Source organism: Cupriavidus alkaliphilus (assembly GCF_014191175.1).
In the GTDB taxonomy this organism is placed as follows: Bacteria; Pseudomonadota; Gammaproteobacteria; order Burkholderiales; family Burkholderiaceae; genus Cupriavidus; species Cupriavidus alkaliphilus.
Genome location: NZ_JACHWE010000012.1, coordinates 26,221 through 41,817 on the forward strand (window position 1 = coordinate 26,221; position 15,597 = coordinate 41,817).

At 67.8% G+C, this 15,597-nt stretch carries 17 protein-coding genes; 1 reads left to right on the plus strand and 16 read right to left on the minus strand.

Features of this window, described 5'->3' with window-relative positions:
* Positions 1-72: 72 nt before the first annotated feature.
* The 15 genes from hisB to FHX60_RS26435 form a co-directional block, all read right to left on the minus strand.
* Positions 73-660 (minus strand): imidazoleglycerol-phosphate dehydratase HisB, encoded by a 588-nt coding sequence (gene hisB / locus FHX60_RS26365; protein WP_010812330.1) that lies wholly within the window; start codon positions 658-660, stop codon positions 73-75.
* 4 nt (positions 661-664) lie between these two features.
* Positions 665-1,765, minus strand: coding sequence for a histidinol-phosphate transaminase (gene hisC / locus FHX60_RS26370; RefSeq protein ID WP_183285091.1), 1,101 nt, complete (start codon positions 1,763-1,765; stop codon positions 665-667).
* 29 nt (positions 1,766-1,794) lie between these two features.
* Positions 1,795-3,132 (minus strand): histidinol dehydrogenase, encoded by a 1,338-nt coding sequence (hisD, locus tag FHX60_RS26375; RefSeq protein WP_062801928.1) that lies wholly within the window; start codon positions 3,130-3,132, stop codon positions 1,795-1,797.
* Positions 3,133-3,164: 32 nt separating this feature from the next.
* Positions 3,165-3,839: an ATP phosphoribosyltransferase gene (hisG, locus tag FHX60_RS26380; RefSeq protein WP_062801929.1), complete on the minus strand. Its 675-nt coding sequence runs from the start codon at positions 3,837-3,839 to the stop codon at positions 3,165-3,167.
* Positions 3,840-3,859: 20 nt separating this feature from the next.
* On the minus strand, positions 3,860-5,110 hold the full coding sequence (murA, locus tag FHX60_RS26385) for a UDP-N-acetylglucosamine 1-carboxyvinyltransferase (RefSeq protein WP_092317519.1): 1,251 nt from the start codon (positions 5,108-5,110) through the stop codon (positions 3,860-3,862).
* Positions 5,111-5,184: 74 nt separating this feature from the next.
* A complete protein-coding gene (locus FHX60_RS26390) occupies positions 5,185-5,433 on the minus strand; it encodes a BolA family protein (protein ID WP_018004929.1) in 249 nt (82 codons plus the stop codon).
* A gap of 50 nt (positions 5,434-5,483) precedes the next feature.
* A complete protein-coding gene (locus FHX60_RS26395) occupies positions 5,484-6,305 on the minus strand; it encodes an ABC transporter permease (RefSeq protein ID WP_112776709.1) in 822 nt (273 codons plus the stop codon).
* Entirely contained in the window at positions 6,302-7,252 is a 951-nt protein-coding gene (locus FHX60_RS26400; RefSeq protein WP_112776708.1) for an ABC transporter ATP-binding protein, read from the minus strand. The genes FHX60_RS26395 and FHX60_RS26400 overlap by 4 nt, the downstream gene beginning before the upstream one ends.
* Positions 7,253-7,511: 259 nt before the next feature.
* Entirely contained in the window at positions 7,512-7,838 is a 327-nt protein-coding gene (locus FHX60_RS26405) for an STAS domain-containing protein (protein ID WP_512698856.1), read from the minus strand.
* Positions 7,839-7,989: 151 nt separating this feature from the next.
* Positions 7,990-8,619 carry an MlaC/ttg2D family ABC transporter substrate-binding protein gene (locus FHX60_RS26410; RefSeq protein ID WP_183285092.1) on the minus strand — a complete coding sequence of 210 codons (630 nt, stop codon included), beginning with the start codon at positions 8,617-8,619 and terminating at the stop codon, positions 7,990-7,992.
* Positions 8,620-8,819: 200 nt separating this feature from the next.
* Positions 8,820-9,728 (minus strand): MlaA family lipoprotein, encoded by a 909-nt coding sequence (locus tag FHX60_RS26415; protein WP_112776706.1) that lies wholly within the window; start codon positions 9,726-9,728, stop codon positions 8,820-8,822.
* Positions 9,725-10,237, minus strand: coding sequence for an outer membrane lipid asymmetry maintenance protein MlaD (mlaD, locus tag FHX60_RS26420; RefSeq protein ID WP_092317537.1), 513 nt, complete (start codon positions 10,235-10,237; stop codon positions 9,725-9,727). The genes FHX60_RS26415 and mlaD overlap by 4 nt, the downstream gene beginning before the upstream one ends.
* 108 nt (positions 10,238-10,345) lie before the next feature.
* Positions 10,346-11,125, minus strand: a complete 780-nt coding sequence (gene mlaE / locus FHX60_RS26425) for a lipid asymmetry maintenance ABC transporter permease subunit MlaE (RefSeq protein ID WP_112776784.1) — start codon at positions 11,123-11,125, stop codon at positions 10,346-10,348.
* An 8-nt stretch (positions 11,126-11,133) separates the two neighbouring features.
* A complete protein-coding gene (locus tag FHX60_RS26430) occupies positions 11,134-11,952 on the minus strand; it encodes an ABC transporter ATP-binding protein (RefSeq protein WP_092317540.1) in 819 nt (272 codons plus the stop codon).
* A 178-nt stretch (positions 11,953-12,130) separates the two neighbouring features.
* Positions 12,131-13,219 carry a tripartite tricarboxylate transporter substrate binding protein gene (locus FHX60_RS26435; protein WP_183285093.1) on the minus strand — a complete coding sequence of 363 codons (1,089 nt, stop codon included), beginning with the start codon at positions 13,217-13,219 and terminating at the stop codon, positions 12,131-12,133.
* A 231-nt stretch (positions 13,220-13,450) separates the two neighbouring features.
* Here FHX60_RS26435 and FHX60_RS26440 point away from each other — a divergent pair, with 231 nt between their 5' ends.
* On the plus strand, positions 13,451-13,990 hold the full coding sequence (locus FHX60_RS26440; RefSeq protein WP_183285094.1) for a GNAT family N-acetyltransferase: 540 nt from the start codon (positions 13,451-13,453) through the stop codon (positions 13,988-13,990).
* A 76-nt stretch (positions 13,991-14,066) separates the two neighbouring features.
* Here the strand turns inward: FHX60_RS26440 and FHX60_RS26445 are convergent, their stop codons facing one another.
* A complete protein-coding gene (locus FHX60_RS26445; protein ID WP_092317546.1) occupies positions 14,067-15,530 on the minus strand; it encodes a glutamate synthase subunit beta in 1,464 nt (487 codons plus the stop codon).
* Positions 15,531-15,597 lie beyond the last annotated feature (67 nt).

Here is a 15,597-nt window from a genome sequence, read left to right on the forward strand (position 1 = left end):
CGCTGGCCGGATTCGGGCTGGGAAGGTCAGCGGGCGCCGCAACCAGCCGGCACGCCTACGGTTTCAGCAAGCTCAGAGCGTGCCCTTGGTCGACGGGATCGTGTTGGCCGCGCGCGGATCCAGCTCCACCGCCATGCGCAGCGCCCGGCCAAAGGCCTTGAACACGGTTTCGCACTGATGGTGGGCATTGATGCCGCGCAGGTTGTCGATATGCAGGGTCACCCCGGCATGGTTGACGAAGCCGCGGAAGAACTCGATGGTCAGGTCCACGTCGAAGCTGCCCACGCGCGCACGCGTGAACGGAACGTGGAACTCCAGGCCCGGGCGGCCGGAGAAATCGATCACCACGCGCGACAGGCATTCATCCAGCGGCACGTAGCTGTGGCCGTAGCGGGTGATGCCCTTCTTGTCGCCGATGGCCCTGGCCACCGCCTGGCCGAGCGTGATGCCGACGTCTTCCACCGTATGGTGGTCGTCGATATGCGTGTCGCCGGTGGCTTCGACCTCCAGGTCGAACATGCCATGCCGGGCGATCTGGTCCAGCATGTGGTCGAGGAACGGCACGCCCGACGCCAGTTTCTGGCGGCCGCTGCCGTCGAGATTCAGGGAAACGCGAATCTGCGTTTCCGAAGTATTGCGGGTGACCTCTGCAACACGCATGGTGTTAATCCTGCAGCGACGCTGCGAATGCCTCAAGGAACTGCGCGTTTTCTTCGGGCGTGCTGACCGTGACGCGCAGACAATTGGCCAGCAACGGGTGCATTTTACTCACGTTCTTGATCAATACCTTCCGCGCCAGCAGGCGCTCGAAGGTCTGTGCGGCATCCGGCACGCGTACCAGCAGGAAATTGGCGGCGCTGGGGAACACGGTAACGCCGGGCTGCGCGGCCATGCCATCGGCCACGCGCGTGCGTTCGGCACGCAGTTGCGCGGCCTGTTCGTCCAGCACCGCCACATGCTCGAGCGCGAACAGTGCGGCGGCCTCGGTCAGCACGTTGACGTTATAGGGCGGGCGCACCTTGTCCAGCTGCGCCAGCCATTCGGGCGCGCCGGCCAGGTAGCCCAGGCGGATGCCGGCCAGGCCGAGCTTCGATACGGTGCGCATCACCAGCAGGTTGCCGAAGTCCGTCAGCCGTGGCATCCAGCTGTGCTGGGCGAACGGCTGGTAGGCCTCGTCGACCACCACCAGGCTGTTGCAGACCTCCCCCTGGGCGGCGCGGACGATGGCCTCCATGTCGGCGGCGTCGAACAGGTTGCCGGTGGGGTTGTTCGGGTAGGCCAGGTAGATGATGGCGGGCTGCTGCGCGGCCATCGCCGCCAGCATCGCGGCGCGGTCCAGCGTGAAGTCGTCGCGCAGCGGCACGCCCACGAACTGCAGGCCGGCAAACTGCGCCGACATCGCGTACATGACAAAGCCCGGCACCGGCGCCATCACCTTCGCACCCGGCCTGGCCGCGGCCAGCGCCAGCATGCTGATGATCTCGTCCGAGCCGTTGCCCAGCAGCACGTCCATGCCGGCCGGCACCTGCATCACGGTCTTCAGCTTCGCGCGCAGCGCCTCGCTGCTCGGCACCGGGTAGCGGTTCAGTGCGACCTCGCCGAGCCGCGCGGCCAGCTGCTCGCGCAGTTCGGCCGGCAAGCGGTAGGGATTTTCCATCGCGTCGAGCTTGACCAGACCGTGCGAATCCGGCACGTGGTAGGCGCCCATGGCGCGCACGTCGTCACGGATGATGCGTTCGATCAGGGAGGGCTCTACGGCTGACATGGAAGCTCCAGTGTGGGTTGGGTCAGGGTTCAGCTACGCTTGAAACGGTATTCCGCGCTGCGGGCGTGGGCCTGCAGCCCTTCGCCATAGGCCAGCTCGGCGGCGATCTGGCCGAGCATCTGCGCGCCGCCCTCGCTCACCTCGATCAGGCTCGAGCGCTTCTGGAAGTCATAGACGCCCAGCGGCGACGAGAAGCGCGCGGTGCGCGAGGTCGGCAGCACGTGGTTGGGGCCGGCGCAGTAGTCTCCCAGCGACTCGCTGGTATAGCGGCCCAGGAAGATGGCGCCGGCGTGGCGGATCTTCTCGCTCCACTGGCGCGGGTTCTCGGCCGAGATCTCCAGGTGTTCCGGCGCGATCGCGTTGGCGATCTCGCAGGCCTCCTCCATGTCGCGCACCTTGACCAGCGCGCCCCGGCCGGAGATCGACGCGGCAATCACGTCGCGGCGCGGCATGGTGCCAAGCTGGCGCTGGATGCTGGCTTCCACGCGGGCGATATAGTCCGCGTCCGGGCACAGCAGGATCGACTGCGCCAGTTCGTCGTGCTCGGCCTGCGAGAACAGATCCATCGCCACCCAGTCGGGGTCGGTGGTGCCGTCGCAGATCACCAGGATCTCGGACGGGCCGGCGATCATGTCGATGCCGACGGTGCCGAACACGCGGCGCTTGGCCGCGGCCACGTAGGCGTTGCCGGGGCCGACGATCTTGTCGACCTGCGGCAGCGTCGCGGTGCCGTAGGCGAGCGCGCCGACCGCCTGGGCGCCGCCGATGGTGAACACGCGGTCGACGCCGGCGATCTGCGCCGCGGCCAGCACCAGTTCATTGCGCACGCCGCCGGGCGTGGGCACGACCATGATGATTTCCTTGACGCCCGCCACCCGCGCCGGGATCGCGTTCATCAGCACCGACGACGGGTAGGCGGCCTTGCCGCCCGGCACGTAGATGCCGACGCGGTCCAGCGGTGTCACCTTCTGGCCCAGCATGGTGCCGTCGGCCTCGGTGTATTCCCAGCTGTGGCTGCCGCATTCGATCTTCTGCTTCTCGTGGTAGGCGCGCACGCGCGCGGCGGCCGCCTCCAGCGCTGCACGGCGCTTGGGCTCGAGGTCTTCGAGCGCGGCTTCGAGCTGTTGCTGCGATACCTCGAGCGCGCCCATCGACGCCGCCTCGACGCGGTCAAAGCGGCGCGTGTATTCCAGCACCGCGGCATCACCGCGCGATTTCACGTCGGCCAGGATCTGCGCGGCGGCGCGATCGATGGCCTCGTCCTCGCCGGCCTCGAAGGCCAGCACCTGGCGCAGCGCCTCGGCAAAGCCCGGCTCGCTGGAATCGAGCCGGCGGATCGGCAGGCTTTCCATTTCGGTTGGGTTCATGACTTCTGTTCCTGTCAGGCGGCGACCCGGCCTCAGGCCAGCGCCGCTGAAGCGCGTTCGAAGGCGTCGAGGATCGGTGCCAGCCGCTCGCGCTTGAGTTTGAGCGCGGCCTGGTTCACCACCAGCCGCGACGAGATCTGCACGATCTCTTCCACTTCCACAAGATTGTTGGCGCGCAGCGTGCTGCCGGTGCTGACCAGGTCGACGATGGCATCGGACAGGCCCACCAGCGGGCCCAGCTCCATCGAACCGTACAGCTTGATCAGGTCGACGTGAACGCCCTTTTTCGCAAAATGCTCGCGCGCGGTCTGCACGTACTTGGTGGCCACGGCCAGGCGCGCGCCCTGGCGCACGGCCTTGGCGTAGTCAAACCCGGCCGGCACCGCCACCGACATGCGGCAGCGCGCGATGTTGAGATCGATCGGCGCGTACAGGCCGGCCATGCCGCTTTCCATCAGCACGTCCTTGCCAGCCACGCCGAAGTCGGCCGCGCCGTACTGCACGTAGGTCGGCACGTCCGAGGCGCGCACGATCACCACGCGCACCGCCGGATCGGAAGTCGGCAGGATCAGCTTGCGCGAGGTCTCGGGATCCTCGGTGACGCGGATGCCGGCCGCCTCCAGCAGCGGCAGCGTCTCGGTGAAGATGCGGCCCTTGGACAAAGCCAGCGTCAGCTGGTTGGGCGATGCGTTGAAAGCGGGGCTCATCGGGCTTCAGTCCTTGGTGCTCAGGCAATGCGGCGGATCTTCGCGCCCACTGCCGACAGCTTGTCTTCCATGCGGTCGTAGCCGCGGTCCAGGTGGTAGATGCGGTCGATCACGGTTTCGCCCTCGGCCACCAGGCCGGCGATCACCAGGCTGGCCGAGGCGCGCAGGTCGGTCGCCATCACGTTGGCGCCCGACAGGCGCGGCACGCCGTTGACCACCGCGGTGTTGCCTTCGACGGTGATGTCGGCGCCCAGGCGGTTCAGTTCCTGCACGTGCATGAAGCGGTTTTCGAAGATGGTCTCGGTCACGCGCGCGGTGCCTTCGGCGACGGCGTTCAGGGCCATGAACTGGGCCTGCATGTCGGTCGGGAAGGCAGGGTATTCAGAGGTGCGGAAGCTCACCGCGCGGGCGCGGTGCGGCATCGCCAGTCGGATCCAGTCGGCGCCGGTCTCGATGCTGGCACCGGCTTCGCGCAGCTTGTCGAGCACGGTGTCGAGGATCTCGGGCTGCACGCCGCGCAGCACCAGGTCGCCCAGCGTCGCGGCCGCCGCACACAGGAAGGTGCCGGCCTCGATGCGGTCGGCGATGACGCTGTGGCTGGCGCCGTGCAGGCGCTCGACGCCGTGCACCACCAGGCGGTCGGTGCCGATGCCGTCGATCTTCGCGCCCATCTTGACCAGCAGCTGGGCCAGGTCGGTCACCTCGGGCTCGCGTGCGGCGTTTTCCAGCACGGTCTCGCCTTCAGCCAGGGTGGCGGCCATCAGCAGGTTCTCGGTGCCGGTCACGGTGATCATGTCGGTGACCACGCGCGCGCCCTTCAGGCGCTTGGCGCGGGCATGGATAAAGCCGTGCTCGATCGTGATCTCGGCGCCCATCGCCTGCAGGCCCTTGATGTGCTGGTCGACCGGGCGCGCGCCGATGCCGCAGCCGCCCGGCAGCGACACGCGGGCCTCGCCGAAGCGCGCCACCAGCGGGCCCAGCACCAGGATCGAGGCGCGCATGGTCTTGACCAGCTCGTACGGGGCCTCGAGCACATTGACGTCGGCACCGTTCAGGGTCACGCGCGCGCCGTCGAACTCGGCCTGCATCCCCATCAGGCGCAGCAGCTTGAGCGTGGTGCGCACGTCCTGCAGGTTGGGCACGTTGTCCAGCGCGACGGTGTCGGCCGTCAGCAGGCCCGCGCACAGGATCGGCAGGGCGGCGTTCTTGGCGCCCGAGACGCGGATTTCACCCTTGAGCGGGCCGTTGCCGTGGATCTGGAATTTGTCCATGTTCTATGGTTTGTTCCGGGCACGCGCCCGGCATCATTGTTCTGGAGCCGCGCAGGCGCGCGGCGCATAGTGCCTTACTTGCCTGCGTCCGCCTGCCACTCCGCGGGGGTCAGGGTCTTCATCGACAGCGCATGGATCTCGGCGCGCATGCGGTCGCCCAGCGCCGCGTAGACACGCTGGTGGCGCTGGATCAGCCGCTTGCCTTCAAATTCGTTGCTGACGATGGTGGCAAAGAAATGCTGGCCATCGCCCTCGACTTGCAGATGTTCGCAGGGCAGTCCCTGGGCAATGTAGTCCCTGACTTGTTCCGGTGTAGGCAGCATGGGGTTCTCTTCAGCGTGATTCAGCTTGATTCAACAGGGCCGGCCGCCGCTCAGTGGCGCAGCTTGTACCCGGACTTCAACAGACGCAGCGCCAGCGCGGCCAGCACCACGAACGCCGATCCGACCACCGCCAGGCTGAACAGCGGCGACACGTCCGAGACGCCGAAGAAGCCATAGCGGAAGCCGTCGATCATGTAGAAGAACGGATTGGCATGGGACACCGCCTGCCAGAAGGCCGGCAGCGAATGGATCGAATAGAACACGCCGGACAGGAAGGTCGCCGGCATGATCAGGAAGTTCTGGAACGCGGCCAGCTGGTCGAACTTCTCGGCCCAGATGCCGGCGATCACGCCAAGCGTGCCCAGGATGCCCGCGCCCAGCAGCGCGAACACCAGGATCCAGCCCACGTTGGCGAAATGCAGGTTGGCGAACCACGCCGTCACCAGCAGCACGCCAAGGCCGACGGTCAGCCCGCGGATCACCGAGGCCACCACGTAGGCGCCGAACATTTCCCAGTGCGACAGCGGCGGCAGCAGCACGAACACCAGGTTGCCGGTGATCTTCGACTGGATCAGCGACGAAGAACTGTTGGCAAACGCGTTCTGCAGCACGCTCATCATCACCAGCCCGGGCACCAGGAAGGCGGTGTAGCTGATCTGGTCATAGACCTTGACCCGGTCTTCCAGCACATGGCCGAAGATCAGCAGGTACAGCACCGCGGTCAGCACCGGCGCGGCCACGGTCTGGAAGCTCACCTTCCAGAAGCGCAGCACTTCCTTGTAAAGCAGCGTGCGGAAGCCCACCAGGCCGCCGACCGCCATCGGGCCGAGGCGGCTGTCGTCGAGGATTTCGATGTCGCCAGGCTGCTTCATGCCGCGGCCTCCATCGCCGGATCGGGCAGCGCGCCGGGCATATGCCCCTCGCGGCGCATGATCTGCACGAATACGTCTTCGAGGTCGGCCTTGTTGATTTCCATGTCTTCGATGTCACAGCCCGCTTCGCGGCAGGCGGCCAGGATCGGTTCGACCGCCTGGTAGCCCGACAGCCGCAGCCGCACCGCGCGCTCGCCGGGGTTGGCCGGCATGCGCAGCGGCTCCAGCGCGGGCGGCAGGCCGCCGCGCGCGAAGGTCAGCACCAGTTGCAGGCCGGCAAACTGCGTCAGCAGGTTGCTGGTGCGGTCCAGCGCCACCACTTCGCCGAACTTGAGCATGGCGATGCGGTCGCACAGGGCCTCGGCCTCTTCGAGGTAATGCGTGGTCAGGATGATGGTGTGCCCTTCGCGGTTCAGGCGCGAGATGAACTTCCACAGCGTTTGCCGCAACTCAACATCGACGCCGGCGGTGGGCTCGTCGAGCACGATCACCGGCGGGCGGTGCACCAGTGCCTGCGCCACCAGCACGCGCCGCTTCATGCCGCCGGACAGCTGGCGCATATTGGCATCGGCTTTCCCGGTCAGATCCAGGTTGGCCATGATTTCGTCGATCCAGTCGTCGTTGCGGGTCAGGCCGAAATAGCCTGACTGCAGCCGCAGCGTCTCGCGCACCGTGAAGAACGGATCGAACACCAACTCCTGCGGCACCACGCCCAGCATACGCCGCGCCATCCGGTAATCGGCGACGACATCGTGACCCAGCACACTGACGCGGCCGGAATCGGCGCGATTCAAACCGGCGAGGATCGAGATCAGCGTGGTCTTGCCGGCGCCGTTGGGCCCGAGCAGGCCGAAGAATTCGCCGCGTTCGACGGTGAAGCTGACGCCCTTGAGCGCCTGCAGGTTGCGGTAGCGCTTGCGAACGTCGTGGATTTCAATGGCTTTCATGGCCGATTGTTTGTGGCGGGTCCGGCTCTTTCGGGGCCGGCCGCCAGGAAATGGGGAGCAACTGCGTGCCCGGATATCCTGCTCCGGCATGGATTGGGCCGGCAACAGGCGGGGGATGGGCGAACAACCCGGAATTATAGGGGATGCGGGGTCGGTCCCGCTTGATCCCCGCCGGATCCGCCCCGGGGGCTCGGCGGCCGCGCCAGCGGTCGCCGCGGCATCGCGTGCGGCCGCCAGGGTGGCGACCGGCGATGCCGGATCAATGTCGGTGGTGGTGTCGTGGTGGGGTGGCGGCGGGCGCGGCTGCGCTCGCCAGGCCGAGCAGGCCGTCGACGCCGTACAGGCTGGCCAGTTGCGCCAGCTGCGCCGGCACGCTGCGCAGCACCAGCGCCTGGCCGCGCGCCACGGCGGCCCGGTGCCATGCCAGCAGCACGGCGACGGCGGAGGAATCCACCTGAGCCAGGCCCGTGCAGTCCACCTCGACGTCGCCCTGCGCCACGCGTGCCAGCCCGTCGCGCAGCACCGCGGCGGCATTCTGGTTGGTCAGCGAGTTACCCGGCGAAAGCATGGCGTCAGTGGCCTGGATGCGGAAAGAAGAAAAGGGGCTGAAACGAAGACTCCCGCGCGGAGCGGGAGCCTGTGTCGCGAACGGCCATTGTAGTGCAACTTGGGCGCGCCGTGCTGCATCGCAGCGAGTACCGCACGGCACTGCACGCACGGCACCGCGCAAGCGCCGGTCAGCTCTTGGCGTTGGCGAGCTGGCGGTTGCGGTCCTGCAGCGTCTTGATCACGCCCTCGACGCCCTGCTGGCCGACGATGGTGTTGAAGCTGCCCTTGTAGGCCTCGGTCAGCCATGCGCCCAGCACGTTGATGTCATAGACCTTCCAGCCCTGCGCGGTCTTTTCCAGGCGGTAGTCCATCTGGATCGGCTCACCCTTGTTGATCACCTGGGTGCGGATGGTGGCATCGGTATCCTCGGCGGTGCCGCGGTACGGACGGTATTGCACGGTCTGGTCGCGGATCTGCGCGATGGCGCCGGCGTAGGTGCGGATCAGCAGGGTCTTGAATTCCTCGGTGATCTGCTTCTGCTGCTCGGGCGTGGCCTTGGACCAGTTGCGGCCCATGGCGATCTGCGTGGTCTTCTGGAAGTTGGCGTTGGGAATGATCTTCTGTTCGACCAGCGTGGTGATCTTGCCGATATTGCCGGCCTGCATGTCCTTGTCGGCCTTCACGGTCGACATCACGTCATTGACCACGGCCTTGACCAGTCCGTCCGGAGTGGCCGCGTCCTGAGCCGATACCTGGGCCTGCGCGGTCCCCGCGAAGGCAACCGCCGTCAGGAGGGGGAGCAACAGTCGCTTGAGCATGTGAGATTTCCTTCTTTATCAAAGAGGTCGTGACCCGCGCGCCGGCGCCTCGATACGCGGCTGGAAGGCCACGGGTCCTTGCAGATTGGAACATAGCGGCGTGGCGCGCGTTGCCATCAAAAGCGCACCGGACGCCACCTACAAACAATTTGTTTCAGCGGTCACAGCGCATTCACAGCGCCAGTGACGTTTGCTTCGCCTCAACGGAAGCGCACACCGGGCAGGCCGCCCGGCAGGCCCGGTGGCACCGGCATGCTCTGGCCCTCGGGCTGGGTCTCGCCCGCGGCGCCAGGCTTGGGCGGCTCGGCGGCAGGAGCCGAAGCCCCCTCCACCGGCGGGACCGGTGCCGGCGCGGCACCGGCGTCAGTCGCGGCCGGCGCAGCGCCTTCGGTCTCGGCGTCGTCGTCGGCGCCCGGCGGGTTGCCGTCGTAGATCAGGTACTGGCGCCGCTGCAGATAGGAGTCACGCAGGAACGAATACTTGTCCAGCGCCGCCTGCTCCAGCAGGTTGCTCGCCCCCAGCAGCTGGGCGCGGCCGGCGACGATGCGCGCGCCAGCCAGCGAATTGCGCAGCGAAACCGGGTAGAAGTACGCCGACGGATCGGCCTGGCGGTCGACCAGCATGCCGGCGGTGTCGCGGAAGGTGCTCGGGCCGAACAGCGGCAGCACCAGGTACGGCCCGGCCGGCACGCCCCACACTCCCAGCGTCTGGCCGAAGTCTTCCTTGTACTTGGGCAGGCCGGCCGGGGTGGCGATGTCGATCAGGCCGCCGATGCCCAGCACCGTGTTCATCGCCACGCGCATGGTGTCCTCGGCCGCGCGCGTCGGCTTGCCTTGCAGCAGGTTGTTCGCCGCCGAATAGACATCGCTGACATTGGAGAAGAAATTCTCCACCGCGCGCTGCACCGGCGTCGGCATGTAGTCGGCATAGAGTTCGGCCACCGGGCGCAGGATGCCCTTGTCGAAGTCCTCGTTGATCTTCGAGACTTCGCGGTTGAACGGCTCCAGCGGGTCCTTCGGGTTGGCGGTGGGGCCGGTGGCGCAACCGGCAAGCGCGGCGGCGGCCGCGGCCGTGGCCAGGAGGTTGCGGATGGGGCGCGCGGCGTTCACTTGAGATCTCCAGCCGGGGCCGGCGCACTGGCGCCGGGGGACGAGCCGCCGCCGGCATCGGCGGCCTTGTTGTACAGGAACTGCCCGATCAGGTTCTCGAGCACCACCGCGGATTGCGTCATGGTGATGCGCGCGCCGTTGGCCAGCATGGCGGTGTCGCCGCCGGCTTCCAGGCCGATGTACTGCTCGCCCAGCAGGCCCGAGGTCAGGATCTTGGCCGAGGTGTCCTTGGGGAACTGGTAGCGCGTCTCGAGGCTCATCTCGACGGTGGCCTGGTAGGTCTTGTCATCGAAGCGGATCGCCGCGACCCGGCCGACCACCACGCCCGCGCTCTTGACCGGCGCGCGCGGCTTGAGCCCGCCGATATTGTCGAAGCGGGCCTGCACGCTATAGGTGTCCTGGAAGCTGAAGGCGCTCATGTTTCCCGCCTTGAGGGCAAGGAAGAGCAAGGCGACGAAGCCTGCCGCCACAAACAGCCCCACCCAGAAATCGAGTGTGTTCTTTTTCATTGGAATCTCTTTCTTCAACCCCGTAGTGTCTGTCGCTGCCTTGTAGACGCTGTTTGTTATCGCCGTCTTGTTATCGTACTTCCCGCATGATTGTCGCGGGCGCCCGCCTCAGTTGCTGAACATCAGCGCCGTCAGCAGGAAATCCAGCCCCAGCACCGCCAGCGACGCGATCACCACGGTACGGGTGGTCGCACGCGAGACGCCTTCCGGCGTGGGCTTGGCCTCGAACCCCTGGTACAGCGCAATGAACGTCACCGCGATGCCAAAGATAAAGCTCTTGATGACGCCATTGAGCACGTCGGCGCGCACATCGACGCCGCCCTGCATCTGCGACCAGAAGGCACCGGCGTCGACGCCGATCAGCTGCACCCCGACCACGTAGCCGCCCAGGATGCCCACCGCGCTGAAGATCGCGGCCAGCACCGGCATGGCGATCACACCCGCCCAGAAGCGTGGCGCTACCACGCGCTGCAGCGGATTGACCGCCATCATTTCCATCGCCGTGAGCTGCTCGCCCGCCTTCATCAGCCCGATCTCGGCGGTCAGCGACGTGCCGGCGCGGCCGGCGAACAGCAGCGCGGTCACCACCGGGCCCAGTTCACGCACCAGCGACAGCGCCACCAGCAGCCCCAGCGCCTGCTCGGAGCCGTAGCGGTTGAGCGTGTAGTAGCCCTGCAGCCCGAGCACGAAGCCGACGAACAGGCCCGAGACCGCGATGATCACCAGCGACAAATTGCCGACAAAGAAGACCTGGTCGGTCACCAGCCGGAAGCGGCGCAGCAGTGCCGGCGACAGCGCCAGCACGGTCAGGAACATGCGCGTGGCGTGGCCCAGCCCGGAAATGCTGCGGCGCACGGCTGCGCCGATGGCGCTGAAAAAACCTGCCAGGAAGCCGGTCATCGCGCGCCCCCGACGAAATCCTCGGCCAGCGACGGTCCGGCGTAGTGGAACGGCACCGGGCCATCGGCCTCGGCATGGACAAATTGATGCACGAACGGATCGGTGGAGGCGCGCAGGGCCTCGGGCGTGCCTTCGGCTGCGATGCGCCCGTCGGCAATGAAATAGACGTAGTCGGCGATCTGGAAGGTCTCGTGCACGTCGTGCGACACGATGATGGTGGTGGCGCCGAGCGCGTCGTTGAGGCTGCGGATCAGCCGCGCGGTCAGGCCCAGCGAGATCGGATCCAGGCCGGCGAAGGGCTCGTCATACATCAGCAGCGCCGGATCCAGCGCGATCGCGCGCGCCAGCGCCACGCGCCGCGCCATGCCGCCGGAGATCTGCGACGGCATCAGGTCGCGCGCGCCGCGCAGGCCGACCGCGTTGAGCTTCATCAGCACCAGGTCGCGGATCATGGACTCGGGCAGGTCGGTGTGCTCGCGCAGCGGGAACGCGACATTGTCGAACACCGACAGGTCGGTAAACAGTGCCCCGAACTGGAACAGCATGCCCATCTGGCGACGCACGGCGTACAGGCCGGTGGTGTCGAGCTGGTGGATGTCCGTGCCGGCGAAGCGCACCGCGCCCGCCTGCGGCCGCACCTGACCGCCGATCAGCCGCAGCACCGTGGTCTTGCCGCAGCCCGAGCCGCCCATCACCGCGATCACCTTCCCGCGCGGGAATTGCATGGTCAGGCCGGACAGGATCGGCTTGCCGTGGTCCGCGTAGGCGAAATCCACCGCAGTCAGTTCGACAAGGTTTTGAGGAGAATCGGTCACGTTGGCACCGGTCGGGACAGGGGCGCATTATAAGGTGTACTACCTAGCCCTGCTGGCACCCGTGTGTCCCGCGCCACATGAAGCGTGCCTGTGGTGCCTCAGGATTCGCCTGGCCGCCAGGCCAGCTGGCCGGTTTCCGCTGGAAACCGGCCAGTGTCCCGCCACGCCGCAGTGCCGCTCAGGGCTCCTGCGCGATCGGCACGTCCTTCAGGATGACCTGCCATTGGATCGATTCCGAGCGGATCGCGGTGGCAAACGCCTCCGGCGAGTCGCGCAGCGGCGTCAGGCCGGCGGCCTGCAGGCGCGAGCGCACCTCGCGCTCGGCCATCACGCCGTCGAGCTCGCCGGCCAGCCGCGCCACGATGGCGCGCGGCGTCTTGGCCGGCGCCATCACGCCAAACCAGGCCGCCGCGGCATAGCCGTCCTGCCCGGATTCCTGCAGCGTCGGCACCAGCGGCGCCAGCGGGGAACGCGCCACGCCGGTCACGCCGACCAGCCGCAGCCCGCCGCCCTTGACCTGGCTCTGGACCGCCGCGAACGAACAGAAGCAGGCGCTGATGCGGCCGGCCAGCATCTCCTGCACTACCGCGGCCTCGCCCTTGCCGGTGACCAGCGGCACGCCGCCGCGCAGGCCGCGCACCGCGTATTCGGCGTACAGGTGCGAAGGGCTGCCGGGCTGGCCGTAGCCGTAGCTGTAGGAACCGGGACTCGACCTGACCGCCGTCATCCATTGCTCCGGCGTGCGCATCGGCAGCCGGGCGTCGATCACCAGGAACAGCGGCGTGGTGGCCACGCGCGCCACCGGCGTGAAATCGCGCACGACGTCGTAGGGCACCGGCTCCAGCCCCGGCTGGATCAGCATGTTGGCCTGGTGGAACAGCAGCGTGTGGCCGTCGGAGCTGGCCTTGGCGACGACATCGCCGGCGATGGTGCCGGCGCTGCCGGGACGGTTGTCGACCTCGACCGGCACGCCGAGCCTGGCCGACAGGCGCTCGGCCAGCATCCGCGCCACGGCGTCGGCGACGCCGCCGGCCGGGAACGGCACGATCAGGCGCATCGGGCGATCCGGGAACGACATGCTGCGCGCAAGCGGCTGGGTGCCGGCAAGCGCGGGCCTGGCCGGCACGGCGAACGCCAGCGTGGCGCATCCCAGGGCGACCAGGCACAGCGCGGGCGGGAGCCAGCGCCGGGCAGCGGCCGCGGGCAGGCGCGGCGCGATTTTCGCTTTACCTCGCCAAAGCCGCGACAAATTGCGCACTTCGGACATCGTTTTCCTCCGGCCCGTCTCCTGAGGAGACGGCAAACTGGTTCTGGGGAAAAAGGATTGGCGAGGCAGTTTCCGTTATTTGTTTTTGAAAATTGTAAGGACTATGCCCGGGCCGCCACAGGCACGTAAACCATAGCCGGGAGAACCCTGAAGGCCTTGCTGCGCCTTGCCAAATGCGCCCTGGCGAGGGGCGCCGTGAGGGGCGACGAGGGGCGCGACTATAATCCGCCGATGACGAATTTCACCGTGCGGCCCATGGTCTTGTCCGACCTGCCGGCCGTGCTGGCGGTGCAGGCCAGCTGCTATTCCGAGGGTCTGCTCGAAGGCGAGTCAGCGCTGGCCAGCCGGCTGGCGCTGTCGCCGAGCACCTGCTGGGTCGCGCACGAGCCCGCGCAGCGCGGCACCCTCGCCGCCTACCTGTTCACCCACGCCTGGCCCGAAGACAGCCTGCCGCCGCTGGATGGTGTGCTCGACGATGGCTGGCGCCAGCATGCCGCCCCGGACACCCTGACCTGGTTCGTGCACGACATGGCCGTGGCGCCCGCCGGCCGCGGCGCCGGGCTGGCGCCGCGCCTGTACGCGGTGGCGCGGGCGGCGGCGCACGCCGCCGGGCTGCGCCGCTCGCGGCTGATCGCGGTGCAGTCCGCGGCGCCGTGGTGGCGCAGGCTCGGGTACGCCCCGGCGCCGGCGCAAACGGCCGCGCGGCACGCCGGCAAGCTGGCCGCATACGGCGCCAGCGCGGTGCTGATGGAGCGAACGCTGGCCGGCTGAACGCCGCCCTCGCACAGACAAAAAAAGCCCGCCGGCTTGCGCCAGGCGGGCTTTTTATCGCGGCGCGGACGCCGGATCAGCGCGGCAGGTCGCTATGCCCCATCAGGAACGCATCGACCGAGCGCGCGGCCTGGCGGCCTTCGCGGATCGCCCACACCACCAGCGACTGGCCGCGGCGCACGTCGCCGGCGGCGAACACCTTGGGCACGTTGGTGTGATAGGCACGCTCGCCTTCGGTCGAGGCCTTGGCGTTCTTGCGCGCGTCGGTATCGACGCCGAAGGCCTCCAGCATCGAGCCCACCGGGTTGGTAAAGCCCATTGCCAGCAGCACCAGGTCGGCCGGCAGGATGAACTCGCTGCCTTCGACTTCCTGCATGCGGCCGTCCTTCCATTCGACGCGGCAGGCCTTCAGTGCGGTGACCTTGCCGTTCTCGCCGATGAATTCCTTGGTGGCGACCGACCAGTCGCGCTCGCAGCCTTCGTCGTGCGACGACGAGGTGCGCAGCTTGATCGGCCAGTACGGCCACACCAGCGGCTTGTTCTCTTCTTCCGGCGGCTGCGGCAGCAGCTCGAACTGGGTCACCGAGGTGGCGCCGTGACGGTTGGACGTGCCCACGCAGTCGGAGCCGGTATCGCCGCCACCGATCACGATCACGTTCTTGCCCTCGGCGCGGATCTCGTTGGCGCCGTCGCCGGCCACTTCCTTGTTCTGCGGGATCAGGAATTCCAGCGCGAAGTGGATGCCGGCCAGGTCGCGGCCCGGCACCGGCAGGTCGCGCGGCACTTCCGAGCCGCCGGCCAGCACCACCGCGTCGAACTGCTCCATCAGAGCCTGGGCCGAGATGGTTTCGCGCGCATAGTTCTTGATGCCGGCCGGCAGTTCGCCGTCGGTCACCATCACGCCGGCGCGGAAGGTCACGCCTTCGGCCTGCATCTGTTCCATGCGGCGGTCGATCAGCGACTTCTCCATCTTGAAGTCGGGGATGCCGTAGCGCAGCAGGCCGCCGATGCGGTCGTTCTTCTCGAACACGGTCACGTCATGACCGGCGCGTGCCAGCTGCTGCGCTGCCGCCATGCCGGCGGGACCGGAGCCGACCACGGCGACGGTCTTGCCGGTCTTGTGGCGCGGCAGCTGCGGCTTGACCCAGCCCTCTTCCCAGGCCTTGTCGATGATGGCGTGCTCGAGCGACTTGATGCCCACCGGCAGTTCGTTGATGCCCAGCGTGCACGCGGCCTCGCACGGTGCCGGGCAGATGCGGCCGGTGAACTCGGGGAAGTTGTTGGTCTGGTGCAGCACCTCGATCGCCGACTTCCAGTCCTGGCGGTACACCAGGTCGTTGAAGTCGGGGATGATGTTGTTGACCGGGCAGCCGTTGTTGCAGAACGGGATGCCGCAGTCCATGCAGCGCGCACCCTGGAGCTTCGCTTCGCTGTCGGACAGCGCGAACACGAATTCCTTGTAGTGCTTCACGCGCTTGACTACCGGTTCGTAGCCCTCATTCTGGCGCGGAAATTCGAGAAAGCCAGTCGCCTTACCCATGTTGCGTCCTTGGTCATGCTGCGCGGGACCGGCGGCGTCGCCGGCCCTGCGGTGGGGTCAGTATCTT